We start from the raw sequence: 26,057 nt of genomic DNA on the forward strand, positions 1-26,057 counted from the left end.
TCTATTGTGGAACCTCAGGAGACTGAGGTTTTTCTTTTTCCCAAAGTTTCCTATTTGGTTTTCCCATGGTGAAATAAAAGAAAACAGTCATCCAAAATTGAAAAAAAGCGTTTTGAGCCCAAGTTGACCACTTATATATCACGGAAAAATCAAAGGTCATGGTAGGGTAAACGTAGGCCTGTGCTAACAAAAAGTAGAAAATTGATCCGATCAGGATCATAATCCAGGTTGGTTTCCATTTTAGATAGTCTAGAAAATCTTTCATTCCTTAACGCACTTTATCTTCCACATCCTTTTTTGCCTCATACTTTTCTCTCATCTTTTCTCTAAAAGCTGGATTCAATCTCCAAAAAATGAAGTATTCAAAAGCTGTCCAACCAATAAGGTAAAAGACAAACTTGAAATAGGATGCAGGTTCCTGAAGAAAACTCCAGTCAAAGCCCTGCTTCAAACCGATATACCCATCTGATATCACAACATGAAGGACACTGACAATACCGATAAAGATCCAAGAGGTTCTCAAAAAGAGCTTGAATTCAATCAATTGTAATTTTTTCATTTCAATGACGCGATAAAATATTTGATAGTAAAATTTAAGTATTCATCAAAAAAATCAAAATTAATTTTATTATAAAGGTTGAAAGCAATTCTAATTCTTAAGAGAATTGCTTCCAAATTGATCTTTTGATTCTAGTTGTTGGGTTTTCGTATTTTGATTTTTCCGATTTGGTCTCCAAAACAACAAGTAATAACCGACAGTCCACCAAAATATATAAAAAATGAGCTTTAGATAAGATTTAGGTTGCTGGATAAAACTCCAGTCGAAGCCTTCGTTTAATCCAATGTAACCATCAGTAAATATTACTGGGCCAATGCTGGATAGCAGAATAAACCACCAAAAGGATTTTAGAAAAAGTTTCTTGTCAGTCAATTTTTCGTTTTTCATCATTTGGTTCTTTCACATATAATATCGAGTCAAAAAAAGATTCAGCTTTAAATTTAGTCAAAGTTGAACACTTTTTAAAACAACATAGTCACATAGCAGGGAAATCGCATTTACGATTTTCTATAAAAATAATGTCACCCCTTTGGGGTTATCCTACAAACTAGAAACGTTTACAGCTATAATCCTGTCATCCCGTCGGGATTTAAAAGTTATAAAATGGATTGGCTATACATTCATTAAAACCCCGTAAGGAGTGATATAAATTCGAAAATCGATCTACCTGAGTCATATAGTTAAACATAGAATAAGATATTTGGGCCTTCCCAACCTATGTGACACTATGTTTCTATGTGGTAAAAAACTTTGAGTCATCTCCGACTCTCCGGTAAAAAAACTTTGCGTGACTTCATGAACCCTGCCTACCGTCAGGCAGGTTCGCGGTAAAAAACAAAAAATTTAGCTTTTCTCCCTAATAATCAAACTTTATCCCTTTCAAATCCGCAGGAATCTGTTTTTTTCGCTTTAACTCCATTTGATATAAATACTCCCCCAATTCAGCGAAAAAGGGAAGTCCAATTTCTTCTGTTTCGTAAGTGTCATCATTCAGCGTTTCATTTTCATTCGTGTAAATCACCGCTGTGACGAAAAACTCTACCCCATTGTCAAAATCAACGAAATAGCTTCCATCTATCAAATGACCATAAGCCCAACCTGTCTTATTAAAGATTCGAAATTGGGCCGGAACCGGCCCCTTCGTTGTCCCAAATTTGTAAAACTTCGAGTAACTGTCAGTGTATTCTGACTGTGGATAACTTGGATAATCACTCTCTCCGGGCAACATACTCATGTATTTCAGGATGAAATTCCTGTGTTCCTCATTGATATTAAACCGTTCATCGCCCAAAAATGCTTGCGGAAAAACGATCCGCTTCACCACTCCATCCAAATCGGAAATCGAAAACTTATTTTTGAAGGTAAAATCCAAAGGCTCATTCACGAGGGAATCTCCTGAGAAATATGCTTTGCCAATTTTTGGTTGTTCAGCGTTGGAATAAATTATTTCCGTACTGCGAGCAGGGAGTTCATGAATGATCCTTCCGGACTTATCCACAAAACGAATCGGATTGAATTGCCGATTTTCTTCAGGACTCATTGGCATACTGAGTCGATGATTGATTAGGGAATGACTTAATCCCTTTTCCTTCAATTTTTGATTGATGTAGTCCTGACCGAGTAATTCATAGAGTCGATTGAAGGCATCATTGTCAGAAACGAGCAGGATCTTTTTGATGTAATGTCCGATACTTGGCAGGCCTGATTCAGCCGTACTGTCTACCAAAGCAGGAAATTGGGAAGGTCGGACTGAATCTGTCAACATGCTCGTTTCAAGGGTCAATCCTTCAATATTCTGCTCCTTCAGCCATTCCAAAGCCAATATTGCAATTGGAAGTTTGACTGTCGAAGCAGGGTAGAAATATCGTTCATCGTCCAAGTTGAACTGAAAAGTAGTCATCATTGGATTGACATGTTCATTCCGGTCGATTTGTGTATAAAGTATTTGAACTTGGTATTTGGAGGAATCTTGAAGTACCTTTTTCAGGCTTGGGTAAGCGTCCAAGCCATCCAGAAAAAGTTTCGGCTCCTTAGTTTGGCAGGAGCTTATGCATAAAAGTATCAAAAGTAAAAAAGGCAGGTTTTTCATTTTTTATCCGAAAGTTGATGTAAGGCTTCATTGAGCGCCATAAAATCCCAAAGTGTATGAGCTGCTGAAATAACGATCCGGTTTATTCGAGGACTTTCTGCATTGGGGTAAGAAAAAGAAGAGGTGATAAAACCCATTTTCTCCAGTTTTTCCACCCAATCAGGGTTTTCATAGATGAAAACCGGAAATTGTGCTGAACCCTGAATTGTGGATAAGTCACGGGTTTCCTGATTAAAGATTCCACAATAGTCCCGGATTTTTTGACATTGGGCTGTATAGATTTCCTGAGTTTCAAGAAAGGCCTGTAGGTTGGCCGGGCTTCCCGGAGAGGCTCCGGTGTAGATAGCCTGACTTTTGATTGCCTCAATAAGCTGCTTTTTCCCCAATACAATTCCGGCCGGCATGGCCAAACCCTTTCCCATGGAACCGGAAATGATCAGATTAATTTTTGAGTCTTTATGAACCGAATACGTTCCAAACACCCCTTCGCCCAAAACCCCAAAAGCATGACTATCATCAATCAATAGGCTTACTTCATGTTTTTGGGCAATTTCTTTAACCCAAGTGTAATTATGAACCACAGCTTTGAGGGGGTCTACGGCATTGCCCAAAATTAAAATCTGCTGTGCAGGAAGTTTATCAGAAAGCTCAAGACACTGCCTTTTCCATTGTGTAAAATTTAATTGATAATCAGGCTTTAATTCTGCCGGCAGGATAGCGGGATGTGTATCCGGAGCAATCCAACACTGATCGGATTTGGGGTAAAGGTATTGCCAGGCGGAGATTCCGGCTAAGTAGCCGGAACTCATCACAGCGCTGGCTTCGGCTTTAGCCTGCTTTGCAAAGAAGCTTTCAAATTCATCATAGACTTTCAATCGTGCATTATTGACCCTGCTGAGTCCGTGATTGAATCCATAGCGACGGATGCAATCAAACAGCACAGATTCATAATGCCGATCTTGGTCAATTCCAAGGTAGGAAGTGCCGCTGAAGAAGAGGTATTCCTTTTTTCCAACATACACAAATCGACCGAGTCGCTGATCTAGATTGATGGCTTTCAAATTGGCGATTATTTAGCAAAAATCTGGCTTGGATCCTGAAATGACTTGAACTCCAGGGCATTGCCGCAAGGATCCAGGAAAAACATCGTTGCTTGCTCGCCGACTTCCCCCTGAAACCGGATATAAGGTTCGATGACAAATTCAATTCCATGAGCTTTCAACTTATCGGCGAGGGTATGCCACTCGTCCCAACCCAAAATTGCGCCGAAGTGTCGTACCGGAACGTTCTTTCCATCGACTTCATTGGTCTTGGCATTTGCCAGTTCTTCAGGCTTGATGTGAGCCGAAAGCTGATGACCAAAGAAGTTGAAATCGATCCACTTATCGGTGCTTCGACCAATGTCACAACCTAACAAATCTCCGTAGAATGCACGTGTTTCTGCAATGTCACGGATAGGGAATGCGAGGTGAAAGGGTTTAAACTCACTCATAATGCTTAGTTTTGCGGATAATTTTTCTTCTAAAATAAAGTTTTTTCAATCCTTAAAGATATGTCAAAAAAGAAAACAGTTTCATTGGTTTTGAGCAGCGGCGGGGCGAGGGGATTGGCGCACGTGGGTGTGATCGAGGAGCTGGAGAGTCGTGGCTATATGATCGCTGAGATCGCGGGCTGCTCGGCAGGAGCGCTGGTCGGCGGGATGTATGCGGCAGGTAAATTACCCGAATTCAAAGATTGGATCTGCAATCTGGATCGTGTTGATGTTTTTTCCCTGATGGACTTCACCTTTTCGAGCAGGGGATTTATCAAAGGCGAAAAAGTGTACAATGCCCTGAAGAAAGTGGTCAAGGACTGTCAGATTGAGGACTTGTCAATTCCTTTTTCCTGCAATGCGGTGGATTACCGCAGGGGTCAAGAGGTGATTTTCCGTGAAGGAAGTCTGTACGCTGCCATCCGTGCCTCGGGAAGTATTCCTTCAGTTTTTCAGCCTGCCCGGCATCATCGACATGAATTTATTGATGGTGGAGTATTGAATCCTGTCCCCATTTCATTGATTTCAAATCACGAGAATCGATTATTGGCGGTGGTTGAAGTGAATGGACCTGAATCTCTTTACATCGAACCTCCAAAAAAGGATGAAAAAGGCAGGAGATTCATGTCCATACCCAGCTGGTTAAAAGATTACCAGCTCAAGATGCGGCATTATTTTCCTGAAGAAATAAAAGAAGAGAAATCAACTTCCCTCAGTTCCATCAATCTCCTGACCCGGTCGTTTGATTTACTTCAGGATCGGTTTTGCGAGTTGTTGATTGAAAAATATCCAGTGGATATGATGGTGAGGGTTTCGAGAAAACAGGCAGGCACACTGGAATTTCACCGGGCTGGGGAGATGATCGAGATCGGACGACAAAAAGCAAAGGAAGCACTTGACGCATTGGAAAATGGAGATACCTGAATTAAATCGTCTGCTAGGCAATGTGGATATCTACCTTTTAGACCAGATTCTGAAGGGTCGATTTACCAAGGAAATGAAAATCCTGGACGCTGGTTGCGGAGAGGGACGCAATGCCGTTTACTTTATCCAAAAAGGCTATCCTGTATTTGGGATTGATCCAAACGAACTTGCAATCCAATACTGTCGCTTCCTTTCCAAAAGTTTGAACCCGGAATTTGACATTCATCGCTTTCAGGTCGGAAAATTGGAAGAAATTCCATTTCACAACGATGCATTTGATGCAGTGATCTGTTCGGCTGTTTTACATTTTGCAGAAAGTGTGGATAATTTCTGGCAGATGATCCGGGAAATCCATAGAATCCTCAAACCGGGAGGAATTTTCTGGTTTCGAATGACAACAGGTTTTGGAGGAATTATGGATGAAAGTCAATCCTTAGCTAGTGGAAAATACTTGCTTCCTGACGGTTCAGAGCGGTTTTTGCTTACCCAAGACCATGTGGATAACTTGGAGAAAATGGGCTTTAGACACCTCGAGAATCCAAAGTCAGTATTGGTACATGGGCAGCGGGCGATGGGGGTTTTTGTGATGGAGAAGGTGAAGAAATGATCAATTTTCAAATAATTCGTGCATCTCCCTGAAAATTGAGAATTGATCATTGGTAATTGAACATTTAAAGCGTCTTGTTTCTTGTCTCTCACCTCTTGTCTCTAAGATGATCAACCCCAAAATTCACATTGCAAGTCCTTCGTAAATCCTCCTTGAAAATTGAGAATTGATCATTGGTAATTGAGAATTTCAATATCTCCAACCCCAACCCCCCTCCAACCCATGGATCTTCAATACGCGCTTGAACTCACCGGAACATTTGTATTTGCGATATCGGGTGCTTTGGCCATTCGGGAGAAAGAGCATGATCTTTTTGGGGCAGGATTTACAGGGTTTATCACAGCTATAGGCGGCGGAACATTGCGGGATATTTTATTGGATAGCCATCCTTTGGTTTGGATAGGAGACATTTATTTTCTCTATTCGATACTGGCCGGAATTCTCACTGCATTTCTTTTTCCAGGTATTCTCAGTCGCCTTCGCAAAACATTCTTCCTTTTTGACACGCTTGGAATTGGATTTTTTACAGTTTTAGGGGTAGAGAAAGCCCTCAGTTTGGGCGTAAGACCCGAGATTGCAGCGATCATGGGGATGTTCTCTGCTGTGATGGGAGGAGTGATTCGAGACACCTTGACTAATGAAATTCCAATTTTGTTTAGAAAAGAAGTCTATGCATCAGCTTGTCTGGCGGGGGCAATTCTTTATTTAATATTGGACTATTATGGATTGGAGCGAAATTACAACATGTTGATTTCCATGTCACTAATAATAAGTATTCGAATGATTGCGATGAAATACAAGTTGAGCCTGCCCAGGCTAGGTTAAGAAAATGAGCCCGATTTTTTAAAAAGGCGCATATAATTTATACTTTACTTGAAGATTCCGATAAGACTGTTTGGGAGAAGGGGGATTTTGCTTAAATTTTACAAAATTGAAAATAGCCTATACATGAACTTTTTGAAAAATAGTCTGGAATGATTTCATCCAGGCAAAACATTGACTGGAAAGCTGTATTTGATCCATTTTCCATCGTCTACATCATTGCAGGGGTTCTTTGCGCGGCCGCGGCCTTGCAGATATTTATGCTTCCCAATAAATTTTTGGATGGGGGGGTGACCGGTATTGCCATTATCGTCAATCTTCAATACGGCATAGATATCAACCTCCTTTTGGTTCTGATTAATATTCCGTTTTTATGGTTGGGGTGGAAAAAAATCGGAAAGACTTTCGCTGTTCAATCCACTTTCTCGGTTTTCTTGCTGGTCATCGTGCTGGAGTTTTTCAAATTTCCGGCCATCACCAGTGACCTTGTCCTGAGTGCTGTTTTCGGAGGAATCCTGATGGGATTGGGGATTGGTTTGATTATCCGTGGTGGAGGATTGATTGATGGCTTTGAGGTGATTACCGAATTTGTCCAAAAAAACTCTCCGCTTTCGGCAAGTGAGATTACCGTTTTTTTGAATTCGCTCATCATGTTGTTTGCTGCGATTTTCTTTGGCATAGAACCTGCAATGTATTCTATCCTCACTTACTTCACCGCCATCAAAATGACAGATTACGTGGTCGAAGGATTTGAGGAATATACCGCCTTGACGATCATCTCGCGGGAGCATGAAAAAGTAAAAGAACTAATTGTAAAAGAATTTGGAAAGGCGATATCAGTTTATAAAGGTGAAAGAGGTTATCTTCCAGAAACATTTCATATCAAACATCCCTGTGATATTATCATGACAGTGGTGACAAGGCTGGAAGTTCACCGTATGAAAGAAGCTATTCAACAAATAGACCCGAAGGCATTCTTCTATGTACAAACAATCAAGGAAGTAAAAGGAGGAGTGATCAAACGGGTCGGTAAAAAGCACAGCTGATGGTATTTGAAGAAATCCAACATACGGTCTATCAGGAAATCCTGGCAAAATTGCCTGAGCACCTGACTTATCACAATCTGGATCATACGGCCTATGTGATAGATAAAGCAATTTTCCTTGCTAGGGAACTGAAGGTCTCCGCAAAAGATCTTCACTTGCTAAAGCTGGCGGCACTCTTTCATGATACTGGCTTTATCGATAATCCCAAAGACCATGAAGAGAAGGGTTGCAAAATTGCTAGAGGCTATCTTGAAAAAGGCTATTCTACCGATGATTTGCAAAAAATATATGGGATGATCATGGCTACCAAAATCCCTCAGAGTCCTACCTCGCTTTTAGAAAATATTCTGGCAGATGCCGATCTGGAATATTTGGGTACGGATCTTTTTGAGAAAATAGGCAAAACACTTTTTGAAGAACTCAAGCACTTTAATCCTGACTTCACGGAGCAGGCTTGGGACGAGTTGCAGTTGGTTTTTATGCAAAAGCATCACTTCCATACCGAGTACTGCCAAAAGCACCGCGAGCCTAAGAAGCAGGAAAATTTGCTGACCGTGAAGAAAAGGCTAGGTTTGGTTTAATCCTTAAACTTAGGCTTCAGCCTCACAAAATACACTTCATCATCCTGATTGAGATAGGTATAAATCATCCCATCCCGGACGAAAACTTTTGAGGGAAGTTTAAAATTCTCATCCAAAAGTACTTCGCCAAGTTGCTCAAATTCAGGAGAAAATGCGGTAAGCACTGCTTTTGGAGACTCCACGGTAAACCTCCAGAATACCTTATTTTTTTCATCAAAGTGAAAATTCCCATAGCGGACTTCATCCAGTTTTGCTTCGAAAATTTTCTGAAATTCGGCTTCAGAGTCCACTATTTCAGGAAAAGCAGCTTCGGATACCTGTCTGGTAAATTGACTTTCATACGTTTTGGAGCTGATTGAGTCAGTCCTCAAATCCAGAAAGTAAACTTTATTTTCTGCACCGATTGAAAAGACCACGGAGTCACCTTTTACCAGAATATTGTTAGGAGGAAAAGTGGCATTGACTGGGTGTTCACCATTGTAGAGGAATGTTGTCTGATATTTTAACCAAGAACTTAAGGATTCCATCGGGAAGATTTGGGCCGTTTGTGCTTCAAAATCAACCACAATCACGCCTTCTTTCGGATCGGTCATCTTTTGCCCTCCATAAAATGCCGCTAATTTTTTTCCATCACCCGACATGGCTTGATCCAGCCAAATTCGACGTCCTTCGGGGAGTGATTTTAGAATGAATTCTTCTTTATCCAGTCGGAAGGAGCTGATTTTATTGAATTGAGCATCAAAGGTAGAAACCTGATACCCATCCCGGAAAATAAAGCTGCCTTTAGGAGTAGGGTGAACCTTTGAAATATATTCAGTACCCAAACCGTTTGGCCCTTCCAATTCCATCGGAATGATCTTTTCCAGGCTAAGGTTTTCCAGATTGATCACCTCCAGTGCGACGGGTTTGGTCCGCTTGAAATTGTATAAGTATTTACCATCCGGAGACTCTCCCGAGGAAGTCAGACTCCAATTGACATAGAGCAGTTCATCTCCGGCATCGACTTGAACAGTGTCAAGTTCTGCGGAAAAGTCCAGGGATTGCCGCTCACCTGGTTTTTTTTCAGAAGAACAGGAGGCGAATCCGACGATAAGGAATAAGAAAATTGCGTTTTTCATAGTCTAAAATTTAAAATCCATCACCGCAAAGCCCAATTCATCCTCCACATTGACATAGGACCAAAGCTTGCCGTCTTTGAAGAAGGGCCAAGAAGGCTGAAAGTTTAATTCCTTGAGTTCAACTTCTCCAAGGAGATTAAAGTCTGAATCATAGGCAAAAAGGAAGACTTCATTTTTTGGAGGAGCTTGAGGATCTAGTATTGGTTTGCGGAAAGACCCAAACCGAAAATATTGGCCTCGGTTCTCGTCCCACAGAAAATCACCAAATGATATTTGATCTCTAGTGAAGTTGACAGCTTCATCAAACTCTTGCCTGGACTTAAATTCTCTGGATGCTGGTGAAATTTTTTGATTAGGAACGAGCAGGTGTTTATAGGTTTTAAATTCCAGTGAATCCTTTATGATATCATATAGGTAGAGGCTACTTGTACCCTGAGAATAAATAAAAACTTGATCCTGCTCTATTTTCAATTGAACGCTTGCTGTATTGGCTGTAGAGGAGGATCTTCCCTCACGAAAAATCAATTCAAAATTTGATAAAAAGCCAAATTCAGGCAATCCGATGACTTTCCCATTTAAGGAGTCCATATCGAAAATGGCCAGACTATACTGTGCCGATTCAACATTATTAGGTATAGAAAACAACAGGTTATGCTTTGGGGCCGCCTCTAATTGATAGAAGAAGGTGTAGTCCTTCTCAGTCGTTATTCCTTCCAGTTTGACAGAATCACGGTTTAGTGAGGTTAACTTTTCAGCTTCAAGATTGAAGATTCCGGTATTTTGCATCCCCAGAAAAAGCAGCTTGTTTCCTCCTAAAAATTGTGTTGTGATGGCAAAATCCGGCATTCCATTCGGTCCTTCTTTTTCATATTGGATTTGCCTTTCAATTTTCAACTTATCCAAATCGATGACCGAAAGGACTTGATCGGAAGGATGCAGGTGGTAGAGATACTTTCCATCCTCAGAAAAGTCAGCTTTCAGCAAGCCAAATTGGAGATTGAGGAGGTAATCTCCCGGATCCACCAAGACCGTATCAGCGGTGAAGCTGAGATTTTTCAGCATGTTTCCTTCAGTATTGGAACCTGTGTTTTTGCTATTTCCGCAGGAAAAAGAAACTAATCCAAGCATCAAAACACCAATTAGGAGTTGCTTATTCATCGTTCAGATTTGGTTTAAGCCTTACAAAACCCAGTTCATCATTTTGATTGATTCCTTTGTGTATATAGCCCTCTCTAAAGAAGACATTCCCAGTAAAATTTGGGGCCTTATCCAGTTCATAAATTAGATTTAGCTCCTGATCAAATACGGAAAGGACAACAGTCTGTTCATTGGTTCCCGCTGAAGTTTCCTTTTGATAATAGGAAAAACGAAAGAAGGTTTTGGAAATAGGATCATAGGTGAATTTCCCAAAAGTGGGTTCGTAAAATTTGGTTTTTACGGCCTCTTTCAATGCGTCCATAGAATTCACTTTTCGGGGAAAATTCCCGGGTTTAGCCGCAGGAAGCAAGGCCGTCGCGTAGCTTTTTTGATAAAGCGAATCCGTCTTCAGGTCATAAATAGCAATAACATTAACTGGGCTGATGCTGATCAAAACTCTATCATCTATTAGTTGAAGATGAAATTCATCTCCGTTCGTCATGTTGGTTTCAGCTTCAAGGACAATTTTGAAATCTTCAAGTGTCTTTAATAAAGGAACCTCCAAAGTTTTGCTAGTCTGCTGGAGTAAATCAATCAAGACCAAACCTTCTCCGGAGGACCTTCCACCACGGGATACTCCATAGACACCAGCGAAAAAATTTCCTTCTGAATCGTAGTCTCCACTGAAACTTGCAATCGTCTTGGCAGGGATATTTTTGGACACAAATTCCTCCACATCCCAATTGTAGATTTTGAGGCGATTTCCTGTGGAATCCATTTTTCTGATTCCATCAAAGGAAGAGAAGTAAAAATCCTCCTGATTCGTGACATGCAAATCAAAAAGCGAAAGAGATCCTATTCCATTTGGTCCGTCGGAAGCAAATTGAATAGATCGCTCGATTTTGTAAGTATCCAGATCAATCTTATCCAATCGCTTTTCTATCGCATTATAAAAGAATAAGTAGCGATCATCCGGAGCCAAAGTCATAGTCCGCAGTCCAGCATCCACTGTCAACAATAAGTCTTTGGAATCTACCCAGACCGTATCCGTGGAGTAGGAAAACTCAATTTGTGATTGTTCTACCTTTTTACCTTCACAGGAAAAAATCAATGGTAGGAAAATCAGTGCTATTAGTCTTCTCATCATCTTAAAACTTAAAATCTATCACCGCAAAACCCAATTCATCATCCACATTGACGTAATTCCAAAGCTTGCCGTCTTTGAAAAATGCCGAATAGGGAATGTCTTTGATTCCTTCCAATTTTGCTTCCCCAATCAGTTTTAGCTTATTGTCAAAAACAAACAGAAAAAATTCTCCTTTACGGATTTGACCTTCCTCCACCTGTGGACCCCAAATTCTCCCAAAACGAAAAAAACGATTATTCTCGCGGTCATAAAGGAGATTTCCAAAGTAGATCTGCATCTGAGCTTTCTCTTGCTCAGATTTAAAGGCTTGTTCCGAGGTGACTTTTTGAATGATCGGCTTATCTTTCTCGTTTGGAGTCAGCGTAAAATTATAGTCTATCAGGTACAGGGAGTCCTGCTCGATATTATAATTATAGATCTTGTTGTTGGCCGAATTTGTAATCAAAACTTGGTCTTCAATTAAGTTGACTGTAATTGACTCTCCATAATATTGAACCATATTATCTGTTCGAAATGAGAGATTGTATTTCAAAGCAGTCTCCATTGCCGGGATTTTGCGGAGCTTCCCGGATTTATTTTCCACATCAATGATTGCCAAATCAATGGTTTCTCCTAAAAAATCACCTGGTAGGGAAAACATATACTTTCCATTTTTGGTCAACTTCAGCCCAGAGGTGAGCAAGTTACTTTCCACCTTCTCAAGCCCAGCCAATTCCTCAGGTTTTACATTGAGGTCCTTTACTTTCTCACCCTGCAAATTGAATAGCCCATTGGAATTATATCCTCCCATGTACAAATCTCCATTGTCCATGAATTGCATGCTAAAAACATACTGCCCAATGCCGTTGGGACCTTCTTTTTCCATGGGAAATTGCTTTTCCAATATCAAATTGTCCAGATTGATCTGATTGATTTTGGTGTTGGCAACATCAAGTTGATAGATATATTTCCTGTCCTCGCTTAAAGCCGCAGTGCCCAGCCCTCGGGAGAGATTGATGATTTCTTCACCTGGATTGACCACAACAGTATCCACCGTGTAGCTGAAATTTTCCAGGACTGTTCCTTTTTTTTCTACATTTTCGCCTTCTCCCCCACAGGAAAAAAGCACCAAAATCATCAGGTAAACTGGTTTTAACTTCATGTTGTAGTTGGTTAAAATTTAAAATCAATCACTGCAAAGCCCAATTCGTCTTCGACATTGACATAGGACCAAAGCTTGCCGTCTTTGAAGAATGGATAAGCAGGGACACTTGTAAAGTCTTTTAGTTGGGCTTCACCGATCATCTTGAAATCTTGGTCGTATGCAAAAAGAAAAACATCAGCCTTTCGAGGAGTTTTGTCGTCCACTTTTGGATGGAAAATCTTAGCAAATCGGAAATATCGCTTACTGCCATCGTCCCAAATGAACTTCTCGAAGCTGATTTGCGAACTCAACTTGCCCATTTCATCCTCGAATTCCTTTTGTGAAGTCACTTCATTTCGAACCGTTCCTTCCTTTTTTTTCAGAACTAGTTTGTGGTCGAATGTTAATAACCTGAGCGAATCGGCGGTATAATCATAAAGGTAAGTATCACTTCCGGCGGTGGTTTGAATGATTAATTTACCATTCAATTCCTGAAGAGAAATCTCCTCCACATAAACAGACATCATCTCATCCGAACGGAGCACAATCCGAAATTCAGACGCAATGTCCATGGCTGGAATATCGATGACTTTCCCTTTTTTGCTTGCAAAATCCACAACAACCAAATCTCGGGTACCTTCAAAGAAATTTCCCGGAGTTGAAAAAAGATACTTTTTGTCGCTGGAAATCCTAAGTCCATTCCAAATACTGGACTCATCGGCTTCATTCATTCCTTCCACATCAGCAGCAGAAACCTTGATAGTTTCCAGTTTTTCACCTTGGAAGGAATAAATCCCGGTATTCTGAAAACCGGAGAAAAGAAACTGCTCATCCGGAAGTAGTTGAACAGCATAAAGGTATTGCCCTATTCCATTGGGACCTTCACTCTCAAAAAATAGTTTTCGCAAGAGCTTCAACCCCTCCAAATCGACTACGGATACACTTTTGTCTTTGTCATCCAAAAGATACAGGGTCCGCTTATCGGGGGAAAGATCCGAAAGCCGAAGCCCCGAGGCCAAATTGATAATTTCTTCACCGGGATTGACTACAATCGTGTCAACTGAAAAACTGATGTCCTCCAGAACATTTGAAGGAGTGGAATTTTCGGAGTCATTTGACCCACATGAAAAAGCCATCAAAGAAATGGCAAAAAAAGCTAGTCTATTCATAGTAAATAATTTTACTACTAAACTAGCTCAGGAAAACTAAGATCAAAGAATAAGCAAAGTTATTTTTTGTAAAATTATCCTCTCACCGCTCTCAATATCAGATCAAAGACTTCAGTAGGTTGGATTTTTTCAGCTGAATTAATTGCCGAACCTGACACAAAAAGTGGCTTGTCCAAGTCGGATTCAGGAATTCGCCCATGTGCGCCTTTCACCAATGTCGCATCCAAAGGAATCACATCCATCAGGTAGCGGAAGCCCAGTTTTTTCTTCAAAACTTTTGACCCAACCGTCAGCAACGGAATTTTAATCTTGGGATCCAGGATTAATTCCACGGGATCGTATCCGGGTTTGCGATGGATATCCACACATCGTGCATAATCCGGCGCTTTGGCATCGTCCAACCAGAAATAATAGGTAAACCAAGATTCTGAATCTGCTATCACAACCAAATCTCCTGACCTTTCGTGGTCAATGTGGTAAGCTTTTTTGCCGGCTTCGTCCAGCACTTTTTCCACTCCGGGTGTCTTTTCCAGTACCGCTTTGACTTCGGCTAATTTGGATTTGTCATTCACATGGACATGCGCGACCTGATGATCTGCTACCGCAAAAACTGCGGAAGTTCCGGCATCGAGCGTCTCCTTTCCCAATTCATCCTTCACCTGAATCCATCCCTTTTCCCTGAAAATCCGATTCAAGTGAACAGGATTGCTTACCGAGGTGATGGCATATTCTGAAAGGAGTAAGACTTGAGTTCCTTGCTTCTCAAAATAGGTGATCAGGTCTTTCGCCAAGTCATCCACTTCCTGAAGGTCTTTTCCAATCTTGTCAAAATCAATCCCATACTTCTGAAGTCCATAATCCAAATGCGGAATGTAAATCAGGTTGAGCGTGGGATTATGCCATTGATCGATTTTTTTGGCTGCCTCAGCAATCCAGCGACTGGATTCGATGGTAGTTTTTGGCCCCCAAAACGAAAAAAGCGGAAACTGACCGAGCTCTTTTTGAAGCCGCTCGCGGAGCTCCATCGGTTGGGAATGGCAATCCGGCATTTTACGCCCATCCTGAAGATAGAGCGGTCTTGGCGTCACTGCAAAGTCCGCGCTGGAGTACATATTGTACCACCAAAATAGGTTGGCAACAGTGAATTCCGAATTTTCCTTTTTGAGCACTTCCCAGACTTTCTCAGCTTGCACCAGCTTATTGGATTGTCTCCAAAATTTGATTTCACATTCGTCCTGGAAATACCAGCCATTTCCCACGATTCCGTTTTCAGATGGCCATTTTCCGGTCAAATACACTGACTGTGCCGAGCAAGTCACTGCCGGAAAAACAGGCTCGACAACCGCTCTTTGCTTGGAGTCAATCCAGCTTTTCAAAAAAGGCGTATGCTCACCGATAACTCGGGGAGACAGGGCAACTATATCAAGGACAACGGTTTTTTTCATTTTCTTAATAAACTAAAGGGATTTGAACCATTAAGGGACTTAAAAAAATTAAGAAATGCTAGTCAAGCGCTTGATCCCACTTTTCAGACTATTCGTCTTCCAAAACTTAATTCCCTTAATTTCTTAATGGTTAATCTGTTCACTTTTCATTTGAAACCTTTGAGGGTTTGAAATAAACCTCAAAGGTTAAAATTCTAATGGCTTCGACTCCGCTCAGCCTGACACGATTGTTAGGCTGAGCGGAGTCGAAGCCCAATAAAATCACCTTTCGTATTTCCCAACTCACGTGGGTCAAGTGTTCAGTTTTAAACTGATATACTGTTTTTACAACTTACAACTCACTTCTCACCAAGCCCTTACCCCATCTCCCCAATCACCCAACTCAACTCTCTGGCAATAGATTCTCCCAAACTCAATCGGGTATCTTCCGGCAAAACTTCCCAAGTGTAGGTCTCCACTTCCAGATGTTGGGTGATTTCTGGATTGGATAAAATTTCTTTGAGTACAATTGAAATGGTTTCCTGCGTGGAAGAAAAAGAACCGTAATTCTCCAAGAAAACAGGTACATGGAAGTGAATCCGCCACTCTTCTTCCTTGCTCTCTGGCAAGAGTTCAAGGGCCTGAGGGAGGTCTGAGTATGACTTTAACATGCCTTTTGCATCTCTGGCAACCACCTGATGCAGATAGGTCGACTCGACGAAGGATAACAGCTTTTTACCCAAACTGAATTTTCCATTTGGAGTTTCAGGAATCAAGACTTTCAGGGCCGCCGAAATCTGGATTTTCCCGATGCGGATTCCCGCTGCTTCAAATTTGGCAAATGTATCTGCAGGTTCTTCATAGACAATTGCAAAATGGCAAACGTCATAGCAAACCTGAATATGTCTCTTGATCAGTTCCTCGGCTTCACTTTCCGTGATTCCAAACTTTTGAGCCAGCCAGGGCTTCCCATTTGGAAGAAGCCAATCTGAAAACAGCGAAACTGTCTCATCGGAATTTTCCAGAACGCCGTCCGGTTCCGGTTCAATGTCCAAATGCATGAGTTTGCCGGTGATCCGATGAATATTCACCAATTCCTCCACCACTTCCAGCAGATGTTGGGTAGCGGTTTCCATGCCTTGGTTAAGCGCATCTGTGGTTTTGAACCAATGCCGATAGGAAATCGGTGAAGTGGAAATTCCCCCGTCTAACCCCGGAGGTAAAAGTTGGGCTAAAATCCTGAACGAACGGATGGTGTAATCCCTGCGATCCGTGGTAGTCCAGTCCGGAAAATGGACCTTTTCCTTGACGATCTGCCGGTGAAAATCTCCGTAGGGAAAACCATTCAAGGTAAAGACGTATGCATTTACTTTTCGCAGCCAATCCTGAAATTCCCTGAGTTTCTCGGGCCTTTCCAAAGCCAAAGAGGCTTCATTGGAAAGTCTCAGTCCGATTCCAAAAGGACCTTCCGCTTTTAAACGCTGCCGAACTTCCGGAATGTAGATTTTGAGATTCTGAAAAGTGGCCTCCCAGCTTTCACCGGGATGGATATTGCTGCAATAGCTCAGATGAAACCCTTTGACGTCCATAAGTTGAAATTAAAAAAATCAGGAGGGAATCAAATTACCCTTTTCCTGAAATGATTGAAGTAAAGCTACAGATCTATGAATCAATTCCTCGTCCATTTCGTGCACTTCGATGCCTTTTCCCAGTTTTTCCAAAAGCATAATTGTCAATTGACCTCCCAAATGCTCCTGAAATTCTTTGAGGCCTTGAATCAAACTTTCCCCCTGGAGTTCAGGCGCAAAAAGCTCAAACCCCAAGGTTTTCATCACCTGGATAATCCGGTTCAAGTCGGCTTCGGAAATTCTTCTTTGTAAAAAAGAGTACGTAGAATCCAAGGCAATCCCGATTGCTACTGCCTCTCCGTGACGGATGCGGAAGTTGCTCAGCTTTTCCAGCTTATGCGCTGCCCAATGTCCAAAATCCAATGGTCTGGACGAGCCAAATTCAAAAGGATCCTTGCCTGAAATATGGTCCATGTGCATTTTTGCACTTCGGATGATATGCTCCTTCATTGGTGCCATTTCACGACGGGCTAAGGCTTCGGAATTTTGCTCCAACCACTCAAAAAAGCTCAAATCCTTGATCAGGGCCACTTTGATCGCTTCGGAAATTCCCGCTCTCCAGTCTCGGTCATCCAGCGTTTTCAGAAAATTGAAATCGTTCAAGACGGCATTTGGAGGGGTAAATGTTCCGAGATAGTTCTTTTTGCCGAAGGCGTTGATGCTGTTTTTGACTCCGACTGCGGAATCATTTTGCGAAAGCACCGTAGTCGGAATGCGAATCAGCCGGATTCCCCGATGGGAAATCGCTGCCGCAAAACCCACCATGTCCAGCACCGCCCCTCCGCCAATCACGGCGATGTAAGAGTGTCGGTCAATCCCATACAAATGGGTGGCTTCGACGATCTTTTGGTATAAGGTCTCGTCATTCTTGCAAGCTTCCCCGCCGATCACAACGATAGGTTCGGCCGGAAGCGTGAACGTATCCTTGTATTTGTCAGCGTAAGATTTTACCTGATTGATCAACTCGGGATGCGTGTCCGAAACGCCGCTGTCAATTACAAAAAGTACTTTTGGCACACGTTCTCCCCGAAGCACATCAGCCAAAATCGTGTTTTCAGGATCAAAAAGATCCTCGGTAAAACACACCGGATATCGGAAAGGAACTGAAAAGGTCTGTTCGAGAATTGTATTCATCGGAAGGACAATAGGTTATTGGGCATTTTCCGCTTTAAAGACAATTTGAGCGGGGAATTAGTTTAATTAAACCTCAGGTTACGGCAAATTTTTTGGCTAACCAAAGGGAAATAGGAAGAAGGAGCAAAACGATGATCCCAATGGGCCATCCTGAGAAGGCTGCGGCAATGGAAGCATTCACAATGATGAGCGAAATAACGGCTGCTTTTACGGATTTTCCGATGAATTTAGGTTCCTGTGTGCGGATAGCTTTAGCCAAAGGCGGAAAGATCATATAGCCCAACAAAGCTAAAAACGGAATGACTTGCAGGTATCCCGGACTCTCCAGGTAGGCCATTCCGAATATGGCCAGGAAAATCGAAGCATACATTATTCCTCCTGCAAAGAGCGCTTTCCTGTTTTTTCCATGAACTTCGCCCCTGCTGATCATCGTAATCGCTGCCACATAGATCAAAGGAATCAATGCGATTGGCCAGATTTTCTGCAAGACTTCGGGCGCAACACTGATTCCCAAAAGCAAATTTCCGGAGCGGCATAATCCCATATTGATCGGCCCAAGAATCCGCTGATGCTTTCCCCAATAGTCATACAGCACCGCGCATGCGGCAACGGCAATAGCTAAAAATCCGGCAACATGATTTACCTGAAAAGCACAAACAATTCCAAAAACCAACAGCAAAGTGGACATGATCATTGCATTCGATTTGGAAGCCCGACCACTGGGAATTGGCCTTTCGGGCCGCTCAATGGCATCCAGTTCCGCATCTGCGATATCATTGAAGGCGACTCCACCTGCATACAAACCAATTGTACTCAATGAAAGCCAAAGCAGATTCTGCCAAAACTGCTGATCTCCATAAATCCAGTTGGTGGCCATGTAGTCCCATGCCCCGGCAATGGCAAAACCCGCCCAGATATCTGCAATCGCTGTGATCACATTAGCAGGGCGGGTCAGTTGGAGGTAAGGGAAAATTCCGTGTTTGGCCATGGATTAATTCTCAACTCGGTCGGCAGGACCTTCTACCCGCGGAACTTGACCTCCACGTAGGACAGAGTTTCCCCCCAGTTTCTTGGTCTGGTCAATAGAAGGTGCTTTGAGCCAGTCGTTCTCATCCATCTGTCCGCTGAGTCCGAAAACCGTCAGCGCATTTTGGTAGGTGGTGAGGCGTACGTGCTCCTCGGGGATTCCCATTTTTCGCATGAGATGGGCAGTTTTTGGCACAGCCAAAGGATCGGAAATCCCCCAGTCAGCCGCAGAATTCACGATTATGCGCTCGGGACCGTATTGCTTGACGATTTCCACCATTCGCTCCGAACCCATTTTGGTATGTGGATAAATGGTAAAAGCAGCCCAAAAACCCCGATCCAACACTTCTTTAACCGTCTCCTCATTGTTGTGATCGACGACCACCCATCCCGGATCCACCTGATGCTCTTCGGCTACGTCCATGGATCTCGTGGTTCCTTTCTTCTTGTCTCGATGAGGAGTGTGGATCAATACCGGTAGGTTGACCTCTTTCGCCAATTCGAGTTGGAGGCGATAAAAGCGATCTTCCGCTTCGGTTTGGTCATCGTATCCGATCTCTCCGATGGCGACAACTCCTTCTTTTCCGGCAAAAAGTGGCAAAAGCTCCATCACCTGTTCGGCTAAAGGCACATTATTGGCTTCTTTGGAATTCAGGCCCATCGTGCAGTAGTGCACGATCCCAAATTGGCTGGCGCGAAACCGCTCCCAACCCACCAGTGTGCTGAAGTAATCTTTGAAAGAACCAACTTCAGTTCGAGGTTGTCCCAACCAAAAGGCCGGCTCGATAGTCGCTACGATTCCGGCTTTGCGCATCGCTTCGTAATCATCCGTCGTGCGGGAAACGAGGTGGATATGGGGATCTATGTACATTTCCATTTTTTCAGAATTAAAATCAAGTGTATAAAATTAGAGAATGAGGTTGGAATCAAGCCTTTTTCTCCTGAAAATCCCTACCTATTTTTTCCCAGGTGATTTCTCCGTATTCGATCGCCATGACCTCTTCGTTGTGTCCTTGCAGCAACTGTTTTGCTACCTCAGACTCACAACCATACAAGGCCAAAAGGCCGGCTTCTACTTCCAATTGCGCATTAGAAGCAAGTACTTTTTTCAAATCAGCCACGAATTTTTCATTAATGAAAGGAACGACCAAGCGCCATAGTTCCGGCATGACATCCCTTCCTGCGGCCCATCGCTCATGGGCAAAATCCGATGCAATATCTGCCAGAGCAGGATTTCTTCGCTCATCCAGCCTTTGTATCCTGTAAAGTGGACGCTGCATAAAGATCGACTTCAGTACCAATTGATTCCAGTTGGCCTCAGGGAAGTATTTGGCGGGGAAAGGATTATTCAGGGCGATGGCATCAAAGATCAGCGTCATATTTGTCCGGCATCCGTCAATCGCCCGAGAAAGCAATTCTTCCTGAAAAGGCATCACTGGTAAAGCGGCATAAAGCGCCTGTTGCTCATACATATCCCCTGTTTCAAAAAGCTGATTGATGGCAGTAAACCACTTTTCCTTTTCCTGAGGAAAGTGAAGTAAAAGGCAGGTTCGGGCAGTTTGGAGTAAATCCCAATGGCTGGGATCGAATCCGGGAGCTAGATTTCTTGCTTGGTCTTTCTCTTCCGTACTAAGTTCAAGATTTTCCTTTTTGAAAAAGCGGGAAGCTTGGGAGAAAGCGAGAAAGAAAGTAGAATTGGAGCTTGAACTTTCTGTTTGCTCTGCTTTTTGGCCAAGCCAAGAACTTGATTTTTCTTCTGCACGGTTTTCAATGATTTTCCTGAGAAAACTCTTTATTTCAATATCAGAGGCCATCAGTCAGATTTTAGGTTTACTTCAGATGTAAATAAACTTTATCGCCAATAAAAAACCATCCCGTTTGACAGGAACGGAAGAAGAAAATCACCAATCCTGATGAAAATCATATTAAGCAACACTTTTGCACAACGAAGTATTCATAAATTCAGTTAGATTACATCATAAATGGTGCAATGTTGCACAATAATCTATGCGAACAACAATTGAAATACCCGAAGAATTGCTCGAGGAGGTAATGAAGCTTACTGGAGCAACGACTAAAAGTCAAGCAATCAAGTTAGTCCTTGAGGAAAAAATCGCTCAAACAAAGCGAAAAAGAATTATCAAAATGAAAGGATCTATTGATTTGGACCTTGATTTAGATGTTTTACGAGATCGATAAATGATGGTAAAGTCTCCAATTTTGGTTGACAGTTCTGTTTGGATTGAGTTCTTGAAATCGCCCAAACCCTCCACATTAGATAAATTCATTGATGAGGACTTGGTTTCTACCAATGATATTATCCTTAGTGAATTGATCCCTAGGCTTCAGCTAGAAAGGAAGGCAGACGTCATTGATTCCCTGATCTCCTTCGAAAAAATTCCATTAATTATTGATTGGGATTTAATTCGCCACTATCAGATTTTAAACCTAAAAAATGGAGTGAATAAAGTCGGCATTCCTGATTTAATTATTCTTCAACAAGTGATTGAAGAAAAACTTACACTTTTCTCCTATGACAAGCATTTTAAATTGATGCAGGGTTTTTTGAAATTTGAGTTGATATCGTGACTCAAAAGGGGAAACCCTGCTTCCTCTTCAATTCCTAGATTAATATACTTGCTTGATTTTATTCCTCACCAAAATTATTTCCCTAAGAACCAAGCTGAAACAAAAAAACCAAACCTAAATACTCAATTATATTCCTGAAATTTTAATATTTGTTTATAAACTTTTAAAATTATGAAAAACGCTTTAAAAATTGTCCTTTGTGGAATCTCCCTATCTGTTATGTCAAGCTGTGCTACACACAGTGCTTATACAGGGAATCTCAAATCGCAAAACACACAAGTGATTCTATCTCAAGACAACTTTAAAATTGGGGAAAGAATTGAAGGGAAGGCCAATGCAACCTATGTTTTCGGTATAGGCGGGTTAAGTAAAAAATCACTTGTTGAAACAGCTCGAACAAATATGTTTCAAAATGCAAATCTTCAGGGCAGTCCGAAGGCATTGGTTAATGAAACATTTTCCACAAAAACATCCTTTTTCCTGCTCTTCTGGAAACATCAGGTAAATGTTTCAGCAGACGTGGTTGAATTCACGAAATAATCTAAAAGAGGCTGTCTCTTAACTACTGTTTTTCACATTGGGCGAAGGCGAAATGTTTCTTTATTCGCTGTAAATGGACTTCGTACTGACCAACTCTTGTTGGTCAGGAGCTCAGGCTGACACCTTCAGTCCTTTTGAGACAGCCTCTATTTTTATTCCCCTCATTTTATCATTGATTTATTTAATTCTAATTCTGTAGCTATTTTAGCTAATAAACTGAATCTTATTAAATCGGGCTTGCATGAGACAAACAGGCAAAAAAACTGTGCAAATTAGGATGATTGTCTCCCACTTTCTGGAGGGATGAAAATAAAATCAATACTAGACAGATGAAGTCCAACCGCCAAAAAATGATGGATGGGGAAGCTTACAACTCCCGAGATCCTGAACTCCTTGAGCTTTACCACCGGGCAAGAGCCTTAATTTTGGCCTACAATACTTGCGACAGCCGTGATCTGGTACAGCGCAATGCGCTTTTAAGCCAACTCTTGGGAAAAGTGGGAAAAGGGGTTTGGATTGAAACTCCATTCTTCTGCGACTATGGCGTCAACATTGAGATCGGCGATAATACCTATGTCAATACCAATTGCATGTTTCTCGACGACAACAAAATAATCATCGGGAAAAATGGGCTCATCGCTCCATATGTGCAAATTTACACAGCCACTCATCCACTCAAGGCATCCGACCGCCTCTATCAAGAGGGAGAAAGGACCCGATATCACACCTCCACCAAGCCTGTGATCATTGGCGATAATGTTTGGATTGGAGGCAATTCGGTGATATTCCCCGGTGTCAAGATAGGAAATAATGTAACCGTCGGCGCAGGTTCTGTAGTGACTAAAGACATTCCGGATGATGTTTTGGCATTTGGGAATCCCTGTCAGGTGATGAGGGAGCTTTAACTGAAATATCCACCAACGGTTAGCCGAAATAATACGAACTCTTTTATTTTTAGAATCTAAACTAAACTCCTATGAAAAAAATCTATCGCTATGGTTTGTGTTTGTTGCTTTTGATTTCGGTCAAGGTACAAGCCCAAAATCAAATCATCGATGCCATCATCAAAGAAGCTACTGAAAACTCCAAACTTGAAGTTTTGGCCCATGAAATCATGGATGGTGTGGGACCAAGATTGGTCGGTTCTCCACAAATGCAAAAAGCACACGACCTCGCTGTCTCTACTTATCAATCTTGGGGAATCCCAGCCCGAAATGAAAAATGGGGAGAATGGAGAGGTTGGGAAAGAGGGATCACTCATATCGACATGATTGCACCATGGACTAGGTCATTGGCAGGAACTCAATTGGCTTGGAGTCCTTCTTCTCCACAAGGTGGAGCTAAGGGCGAAGTGGTTATCCTTCCTGAGTTTGCTGATTCCGTGGCTTTCCAAAAATGGCTGCCTTCGGTTAAAGGAAAGTACGTCATGGTCTCTGTGCCTCAGATCACGGGTCGGCCGGACTACAACTGGGATGAGCATGGAACCCCAGAATCCATCGAAAAAATAAGAGCAGAGCGTACAAAAATCAACGAATCCTGGAATAAGCGACTTGCTTCCACCGGAAAAAACCGAACCCAGTTGCCGATTGCTCTTGAAAATGCAGGAGCTTTAGGCATCATCACGTCCTATTGGTCGAATGCGTTTGGAGCAAATAAAATTTTCTCTGCCTCCACGAAGAAGGTTCCGACAGTTGACATTTCACTGGAAGATTACGGCCTGCTTTATAGATTGGCTGAAAGTGGTAAAAAGCCACAAATCAATCTAAATGCGCAATCCAAAGAAACCGGAGTTCAGCCTACTTACAATACCATCGCAGAAATCAAAGGAACCGAAAAGCCTGACGAATATGTGATGCTATCGGCTCACTTTGACTCTTGGGATGGAGGAACGGGCGCTACCGACAACGGTACCGGTACGATCTTAATGATGGAAGTAATGCGTATTCTAAAGGCCGTATATCCAAATCCAAAGCGTACCATCTTGGTTGGACACTGGGGCTCTGAAGAGCAAGGACTGAATGGATCAAGAGGTTTTGTAGAAGACCATCCTGAAATGATTGATAAAATCCAAGCCTTATTCAATCAGGACAATGGCACTGGTAGAATTGTGAATATCTCAGGTCAAGGATATGTACACAGTTATGATTACATCGGTCGATGGTTGAGTAAAGTACCAAGAGACATTACTCGTGAACTGAAAACCGAATTCCCTGGAAACCCTGGAGCTGGTGGAACCGACCACGTTTCTTTTGTTGCAGCGGGTGTTCCTGCTTTCAATTTGGGCGCTTTGCCTTGGAATTATTTCAATTACACTTGGCACACCAACTTGGATACCTATGATAAAATCGTGTTTGATGATGTGCGAAACAATGCGATCCTAACTGCGATTTTGGTATATATGGCTTGCGAAGAACCAGAGATGGTTTCAAGAGAAAAGCGTATTCCGGTCAATCAGAGGGGTGAACCTACAGAATGGCCTGGCAAAAGATCTCCTACCCGAAAAGGTGGGATGAATTAATTTTTTTTCGCGAAAACTATTTTATAAAAGATCCCGCTTCGGCGGGATTTTTTTGTTTGGTTAATTTCTCCAAACATTCAGTGAGTTAATCTCGCCTTCAATCAGAATCTTAAAAAATTTCCTTTTCCCAATCCACCTGGGGATAAGGAATGAGCCCGAAGAGACATCGGTTTCACCTAGCGGAAAATAGTCATCACTCCCCCCCTGTGAAAAGTGATCTGTGGGGCTCCAATACAATTTGACCGGGCCGGTTTTCGCTATCGGATTCCAATTGACTGTCCAAACTCTTCCCTTCTTGATCAATTCTGCATTTTCGATAGAAATTTTACCGATGAGCGAAACTCCGTCCAATTCATTTTCCCTTTCCTCAGGAACCACCAAATTGAAAAACCGAAGAAAGGATGGCAAAATATCCACCATGGCCGCTTTGCCGGAATGAAATCGTTCATTGAGACTTTTGGCGTTTGTCACCATCCAGATTTCGCGCTCGGAGTTGGATTGTCCGCCGTGATCTTTGCCCTCGGGTTCTTTTCGGCCATGATCAGTCGTCACCCAGATCAGCCAATCCTCTCCGAATTCCTTCTGACGATACTGCACTGCTTCCCACAATTTACCAATCTGTGCATCTGCCAGCCGGATAGCTGCTCCGAGTTGTGGGCTCTTTCCAAATCGATGCCCCATATCATCGGTAAACTGCAAATAGACCCAGCTTAAATCCGGACCATCTGACCTCAAAAAAGCGGAGGCTTCATCGGCTACTTTATCATCAATATCCCGGATGTATAGGTGTTCCTCATCATGTGGATAAGTAAGCGTATCCAGTTCCAAACCATCGAAGGATTTATCCAATTTCAGAAAGCGGGTTTCTGGTAAATTTTCTCCCAGCAATTTGGTCCGGTTGTCTTGCCATGTTGAAAAAATTGCTGTTTTGGCGTCCGGTCGGACCTCCTTCAAAAACCGAAAAACAGTCCAATAATGGTAATTTGGATCCTCAATTCCATTGCCCCAAACATTGTGCTTATTGGCCCAGGTGCCGGTCAGGAGAGAGTTGTAGCCCACTGCCGAAATGGTCGGCGTCTGAGAGTAACCGTCTTTTTTCCCTCCGGTAAAGGCTCTTGCATAACCGCCTATTTCAGCGATTTGATCGAGATTTGGAGTCTCGACACGCTCTAATTCCGAAGCCGGGATTCCATCCAGAATGATGAAAACCGTCTTTTTATCCTGGGAAAAGCCAAAAAAAGAAATACAACAAAGAAAGAGCGTTATTCCAATTGAAGTCCATCCCCCTTTGTTTTTTATGTTAATTACCGGAAAGAAATGAAGCATGGGCTGGTATTTTTAACCA

Annotated in this window: 27 protein-coding genes; 10 read left to right on the forward strand and 17 right to left on the reverse strand. The window is 42.3% G+C overall.

Annotation, left to right across the window (positions count from 1 at the left end; all coding sequences use genetic code 11):
- Position 1: 1 nt before the first annotated feature.
- The 5 genes from Q8M62_RS12185 to Q8M62_RS12205 all read right to left on the reverse strand — a co-directional run bounded on the left by Q8M62_RS12185 (position 2) and on the right by Q8M62_RS12205 (position 4,140).
- A complete protein-coding gene (locus Q8M62_RS12185; RefSeq protein WP_304901511.1) occupies positions 2–265 on the reverse strand; it encodes a hypothetical protein in 264 nt (87 codons plus the stop codon).
- 3 nt (positions 266–268) lie between these two features.
- Positions 269–559 carry a hypothetical protein gene (locus Q8M62_RS12190; protein WP_304901512.1) on the reverse strand — a complete coding sequence of 97 codons (291 nt, stop codon included), beginning with the start codon at positions 557–559 and terminating at the stop codon, positions 269–271.
- Between the two features lie 856 nt (positions 560–1,415).
- Positions 1,416–2,648, reverse strand: coding sequence for a serine hydrolase (locus tag Q8M62_RS12195; RefSeq protein ID WP_304901513.1), 1,233 nt, complete (start codon positions 2,646–2,648; stop codon positions 1,416–1,418).
- Positions 2,645–3,709, reverse strand: a complete 1,065-nt coding sequence (locus tag Q8M62_RS12200) for an aminotransferase class I/II-fold pyridoxal phosphate-dependent enzyme (RefSeq protein WP_304901514.1) — start codon at positions 3,707–3,709, stop codon at positions 2,645–2,647. The genes Q8M62_RS12195 and Q8M62_RS12200 overlap by 4 nt, the downstream gene beginning before the upstream one ends.
- Before the next feature lie 8 nt (positions 3,710–3,717).
- Positions 3,718–4,140 (reverse strand): VOC family protein, encoded by a 423-nt coding sequence (locus Q8M62_RS12205; RefSeq protein ID WP_304901515.1) that lies wholly within the window; start codon positions 4,138–4,140, stop codon positions 3,718–3,720.
- A 60-nt stretch (positions 4,141–4,200) separates the two neighbouring features.
- On the opposite strand from Q8M62_RS12205, the gene Q8M62_RS12210 reads away from it, so the two are divergent.
- The 5 genes from Q8M62_RS12210 (at position 4,201) to Q8M62_RS12230 (ending at position 8,159) form a co-directional block, all read left to right on the forward strand.
- Positions 4,201–5,103, forward strand: coding sequence for a patatin-like phospholipase family protein (locus Q8M62_RS12210; RefSeq protein WP_305353202.1), 903 nt, complete (start codon positions 4,201–4,203; stop codon positions 5,101–5,103).
- Positions 5,090–5,710 carry a bifunctional 2-polyprenyl-6-hydroxyphenol methylase/3-demethylubiquinol 3-O-methyltransferase UbiG gene (locus Q8M62_RS12215; RefSeq protein WP_304901666.1) on the forward strand — a complete coding sequence of 207 codons (621 nt, stop codon included), beginning with the start codon at positions 5,090–5,092 and terminating at the stop codon, positions 5,708–5,710. The genes Q8M62_RS12210 and Q8M62_RS12215 overlap by 14 nt, the downstream gene beginning before the upstream one ends.
- Positions 5,711–5,932: 222 nt before the next feature.
- Entirely contained in the window at positions 5,933–6,535 is a 603-nt protein-coding gene (locus Q8M62_RS12220; protein WP_304901665.1) for a trimeric intracellular cation channel family protein, read from the forward strand.
- Positions 6,536–6,684: 149 nt separating this feature from the next.
- Positions 6,685–7,578 (forward strand): YitT family protein, encoded by an 894-nt coding sequence (locus Q8M62_RS12225; protein ID WP_304901664.1) that lies wholly within the window; start codon positions 6,685–6,687, stop codon positions 7,576–7,578.
- Positions 7,578–8,159: an HD domain-containing protein gene (locus Q8M62_RS12230; RefSeq protein WP_304901663.1), complete on the forward strand. Its 582-nt coding sequence runs from the start codon at positions 7,578–7,580 to the stop codon at positions 8,157–8,159. Before Q8M62_RS12225 ends, Q8M62_RS12230 begins: the two co-directional genes overlap by 1 nt.
- On the opposite strand, the gene Q8M62_RS12235 is transcribed toward Q8M62_RS12230, so the two are convergent.
- From Q8M62_RS12235 to Q8M62_RS12285, 11 genes are all read right to left on the reverse strand, one after another.
- Positions 8,156–9,277, reverse strand: coding sequence for a DUF4221 family protein (locus Q8M62_RS12235; RefSeq protein ID WP_304901662.1), 1,122 nt, complete (start codon positions 9,275–9,277; stop codon positions 8,156–8,158). The genes Q8M62_RS12230 and Q8M62_RS12235 overlap by 4 nt on opposite strands.
- Before the next feature lie 3 nt (positions 9,278–9,280).
- Positions 9,281–10,435: a DUF4221 family protein gene (locus Q8M62_RS12240; protein ID WP_304901661.1), complete on the reverse strand. Its 1,155-nt coding sequence runs from the start codon at positions 10,433–10,435 to the stop codon at positions 9,281–9,283.
- Positions 10,428–11,558 carry a DUF4221 family protein gene (locus tag Q8M62_RS12245; protein WP_304901660.1) on the reverse strand — a complete coding sequence of 377 codons (1,131 nt, stop codon included), beginning with the start codon at positions 11,556–11,558 and terminating at the stop codon, positions 10,428–10,430. Before Q8M62_RS12245 ends, Q8M62_RS12240 begins: the two co-directional genes overlap by 8 nt.
- A 4-nt stretch (positions 11,559–11,562) precedes the next feature.
- Positions 11,563–12,702 (reverse strand): DUF4221 family protein, encoded by a 1,140-nt coding sequence (locus tag Q8M62_RS12250; protein WP_304901659.1) that lies wholly within the window; start codon positions 12,700–12,702, stop codon positions 11,563–11,565.
- A gap of 11 nt (positions 12,703–12,713) precedes the next feature.
- On the reverse strand, positions 12,714–13,853 hold the full coding sequence (locus tag Q8M62_RS12255; RefSeq protein WP_304901658.1) for a DUF4221 family protein: 1,140 nt from the start codon (positions 13,851–13,853) through the stop codon (positions 12,714–12,716).
- Positions 13,854–13,927: 74 nt separating this feature from the next.
- Positions 13,928–15,298: an alkaline phosphatase family protein gene (locus Q8M62_RS12260; protein WP_304901657.1), complete on the reverse strand. Its 1,371-nt coding sequence runs from the start codon at positions 15,296–15,298 to the stop codon at positions 13,928–13,930.
- 356 nt (positions 15,299–15,654) lie between these two features.
- The gene (gene eboE, locus Q8M62_RS12265) at positions 15,655–16,866 is read right to left on the reverse strand and encodes a metabolite traffic protein EboE (RefSeq protein WP_304901656.1); all 1,212 of its coding nucleotides are present in this window, start codon (positions 16,864–16,866) and stop codon (positions 15,655–15,657) included.
- Positions 16,867–16,884: 18 nt separating this feature from the next.
- Positions 16,885–18,039, reverse strand: a complete 1,155-nt coding sequence (locus Q8M62_RS12270) for a 3-dehydroquinate synthase (protein ID WP_304901655.1) — start codon at positions 18,037–18,039, stop codon at positions 16,885–16,887.
- A gap of 73 nt (positions 18,040–18,112) precedes the next feature.
- Positions 18,113–19,027, reverse strand: coding sequence for a UbiA-like protein EboC (gene eboC, locus Q8M62_RS12275; RefSeq protein ID WP_304901654.1), 915 nt, complete (start codon positions 19,025–19,027; stop codon positions 18,113–18,115).
- Positions 19,028–19,030: 3 nt separating this feature from the next.
- The gene (locus Q8M62_RS12280; RefSeq protein ID WP_304901653.1) at positions 19,031–19,942 is read right to left on the reverse strand and encodes a TatD family hydrolase; all 912 of its coding nucleotides are present in this window, start codon (positions 19,940–19,942) and stop codon (positions 19,031–19,033) included.
- A gap of 49 nt (positions 19,943–19,991) precedes the next feature.
- Entirely contained in the window at positions 19,992–20,879 is an 888-nt protein-coding gene (locus tag Q8M62_RS12285) for an EboA domain-containing protein (RefSeq protein ID WP_304901652.1), read from the reverse strand.
- 193 nt (positions 20,880–21,072) lie between these two features.
- Here Q8M62_RS12285 and Q8M62_RS12290 point away from each other — a divergent pair, with 193 nt between their 5' ends.
- The 5 genes from Q8M62_RS12290 to Q8M62_RS12310 all read left to right on the forward strand — a co-directional run bounded on the left by Q8M62_RS12290 (position 21,073) and on the right by Q8M62_RS12310 (position 24,712).
- On the forward strand, positions 21,073–21,264 hold the full coding sequence (locus tag Q8M62_RS12290) for a type II toxin-antitoxin system VapB family antitoxin (RefSeq protein WP_304901651.1): 192 nt from the start codon (positions 21,073–21,075) through the stop codon (positions 21,262–21,264).
- A 3-nt stretch (positions 21,265–21,267) separates the two neighbouring features.
- On the forward strand, positions 21,268–21,654 hold the full coding sequence (locus tag Q8M62_RS12295; protein WP_304901650.1) for a PIN domain-containing protein: 387 nt from the start codon (positions 21,268–21,270) through the stop codon (positions 21,652–21,654).
- A 171-nt stretch (positions 21,655–21,825) separates the two neighbouring features.
- Positions 21,826–22,194, forward strand: a complete 369-nt coding sequence (locus Q8M62_RS12300) for a DUF6567 family protein (protein WP_304901649.1) — start codon at positions 21,826–21,828, stop codon at positions 22,192–22,194.
- Positions 22,195–22,523: 329 nt separating this feature from the next.
- Positions 22,524–23,099 (forward strand): sugar O-acetyltransferase, encoded by a 576-nt coding sequence (locus Q8M62_RS12305; RefSeq protein ID WP_304901648.1) that lies wholly within the window; start codon positions 22,524–22,526, stop codon positions 23,097–23,099.
- A 71-nt stretch (positions 23,100–23,170) separates the two neighbouring features.
- Positions 23,171–24,712: a M20/M25/M40 family metallo-hydrolase gene (locus Q8M62_RS12310; protein WP_304901647.1), complete on the forward strand. Its 1,542-nt coding sequence runs from the start codon at positions 23,171–23,173 to the stop codon at positions 24,710–24,712.
- Positions 24,713–24,772: 60 nt separating this feature from the next.
- Here Q8M62_RS12310 and Q8M62_RS12315 read toward each other — a convergent pair whose 3' ends face one another.
- A complete protein-coding gene (locus Q8M62_RS12315) occupies positions 24,773–26,038 on the reverse strand; it encodes an alkaline phosphatase family protein (protein WP_304901646.1) in 1,266 nt (421 codons plus the stop codon).
- Positions 26,039–26,057 lie beyond the last annotated feature (19 nt).

It is taken from the genome of Algoriphagus sp., from assembly GCF_030694375.1.
GTDB lineage: Bacteria > Bacteroidota > Bacteroidia > Cytophagales > Cyclobacteriaceae > Algoriphagus.

Coding starts and splice junctions, on each gene's coding strand:
- Q8M62_RS12185 (WP_304901511.1), bottom strand. CDS start 265: ATGAAAGATTTTCTAGACTATCTAAAATGGAAACCAACCTGGATTATG.
- Q8M62_RS12190 (WP_304901512.1), bottom strand. CDS start 559: ATGAAAAAATTACAATTGATTGAATTCAAGCTCTTTTTGAGAACCTCT.
- Q8M62_RS12195 (WP_304901513.1), bottom strand. CDS start 2,648: ATGAAAAACCTGCCTTTTTTACTTTTGATACTTTTATGCATAAGCTCC.
- Q8M62_RS12205 (WP_304901515.1), bottom strand. CDS start 4,140: ATGAGTGAGTTTAAACCCTTTCACCTCGCATTCCCTATCCGTGACATT.
- Q8M62_RS12210 (WP_305353202.1), top strand. CDS start 4,201: ATGTCAAAAAAGAAAACAGTTTCATTGGTTTTGAGCAGCGGCGGGGCG.
- Q8M62_RS12215 (WP_304901666.1), top strand. CDS start 5,090: ATGGAGATACCTGAATTAAATCGTCTGCTAGGCAATGTGGATATCTAC.
- Q8M62_RS12220 (WP_304901665.1), top strand. CDS start 5,933: ATGGATCTTCAATACGCGCTTGAACTCACCGGAACATTTGTATTTGCG.
- Q8M62_RS12225 (WP_304901664.1), top strand. CDS start 6,685: ATGATTTCATCCAGGCAAAACATTGACTGGAAAGCTGTATTTGATCCA.
- Q8M62_RS12230 (WP_304901663.1), top strand. CDS start 7,578: ATGGTATTTGAAGAAATCCAACATACGGTCTATCAGGAAATCCTGGCA.
- Q8M62_RS12235 (WP_304901662.1), bottom strand. CDS start 9,277: ATGAAAAACGCAATTTTCTTATTCCTTATCGTCGGATTCGCCTCCTGT.
- Q8M62_RS12240 (WP_304901661.1), bottom strand. CDS start 10,435: ATGAATAAGCAACTCCTAATTGGTGTTTTGATGCTTGGATTAGTTTCT.
- Q8M62_RS12245 (WP_304901660.1), bottom strand. CDS start 11,558: ATGAGAAGACTAATAGCACTGATTTTCCTACCATTGATTTTTTCCTGT.
- Q8M62_RS12250 (WP_304901659.1), bottom strand. CDS start 12,702: ATGAAGTTAAAACCAGTTTACCTGATGATTTTGGTGCTTTTTTCCTGT.
- Q8M62_RS12255 (WP_304901658.1), bottom strand. CDS start 13,853: ATGAATAGACTAGCTTTTTTTGCCATTTCTTTGATGGCTTTTTCATGT.
- Q8M62_RS12260 (WP_304901657.1), bottom strand. CDS start 15,298: ATGAAAAAAACCGTTGTCCTTGATATAGTTGCCCTGTCTCCCCGAGTT.
- eboE (WP_304901656.1), bottom strand. CDS start 16,866: ATGGACGTCAAAGGGTTTCATCTGAGCTATTGCAGCAATATCCATCCC.
- Q8M62_RS12270 (WP_304901655.1), bottom strand. CDS start 18,039: ATGAATACAATTCTCGAACAGACCTTTTCAGTTCCTTTCCGATATCCG.
- eboC (WP_304901654.1), bottom strand. CDS start 19,027: ATGGCCAAACACGGAATTTTCCCTTACCTCCAACTGACCCGCCCTGCT.
- Q8M62_RS12280 (WP_304901653.1), bottom strand. CDS start 19,942: ATGGAAATGTACATAGATCCCCATATCCACCTCGTTTCCCGCACGACG.
- Q8M62_RS12285 (WP_304901652.1), bottom strand. CDS start 20,879: ATGGCCTCTGATATTGAAATAAAGAGTTTTCTCAGGAAAATCATTGAA.
- Q8M62_RS12290 (WP_304901651.1), top strand. CDS start 21,073: ATGCGAACAACAATTGAAATACCCGAAGAATTGCTCGAGGAGGTAATG.
- Q8M62_RS12295 (WP_304901650.1), top strand. CDS start 21,268: ATGGTAAAGTCTCCAATTTTGGTTGACAGTTCTGTTTGGATTGAGTTC.
- Q8M62_RS12300 (WP_304901649.1), top strand. CDS start 21,826: ATGAAAAACGCTTTAAAAATTGTCCTTTGTGGAATCTCCCTATCTGTT.
- Q8M62_RS12305 (WP_304901648.1), top strand. CDS start 22,524: ATGAAGTCCAACCGCCAAAAAATGATGGATGGGGAAGCTTACAACTCC.
- Q8M62_RS12310 (WP_304901647.1), top strand. CDS start 23,171: ATGAAAAAAATCTATCGCTATGGTTTGTGTTTGTTGCTTTTGATTTCG.
- Q8M62_RS12315 (WP_304901646.1), bottom strand. CDS start 26,038: ATGCTTCATTTCTTTCCGGTAATTAACATAAAAAACAAAGGGGGATGG.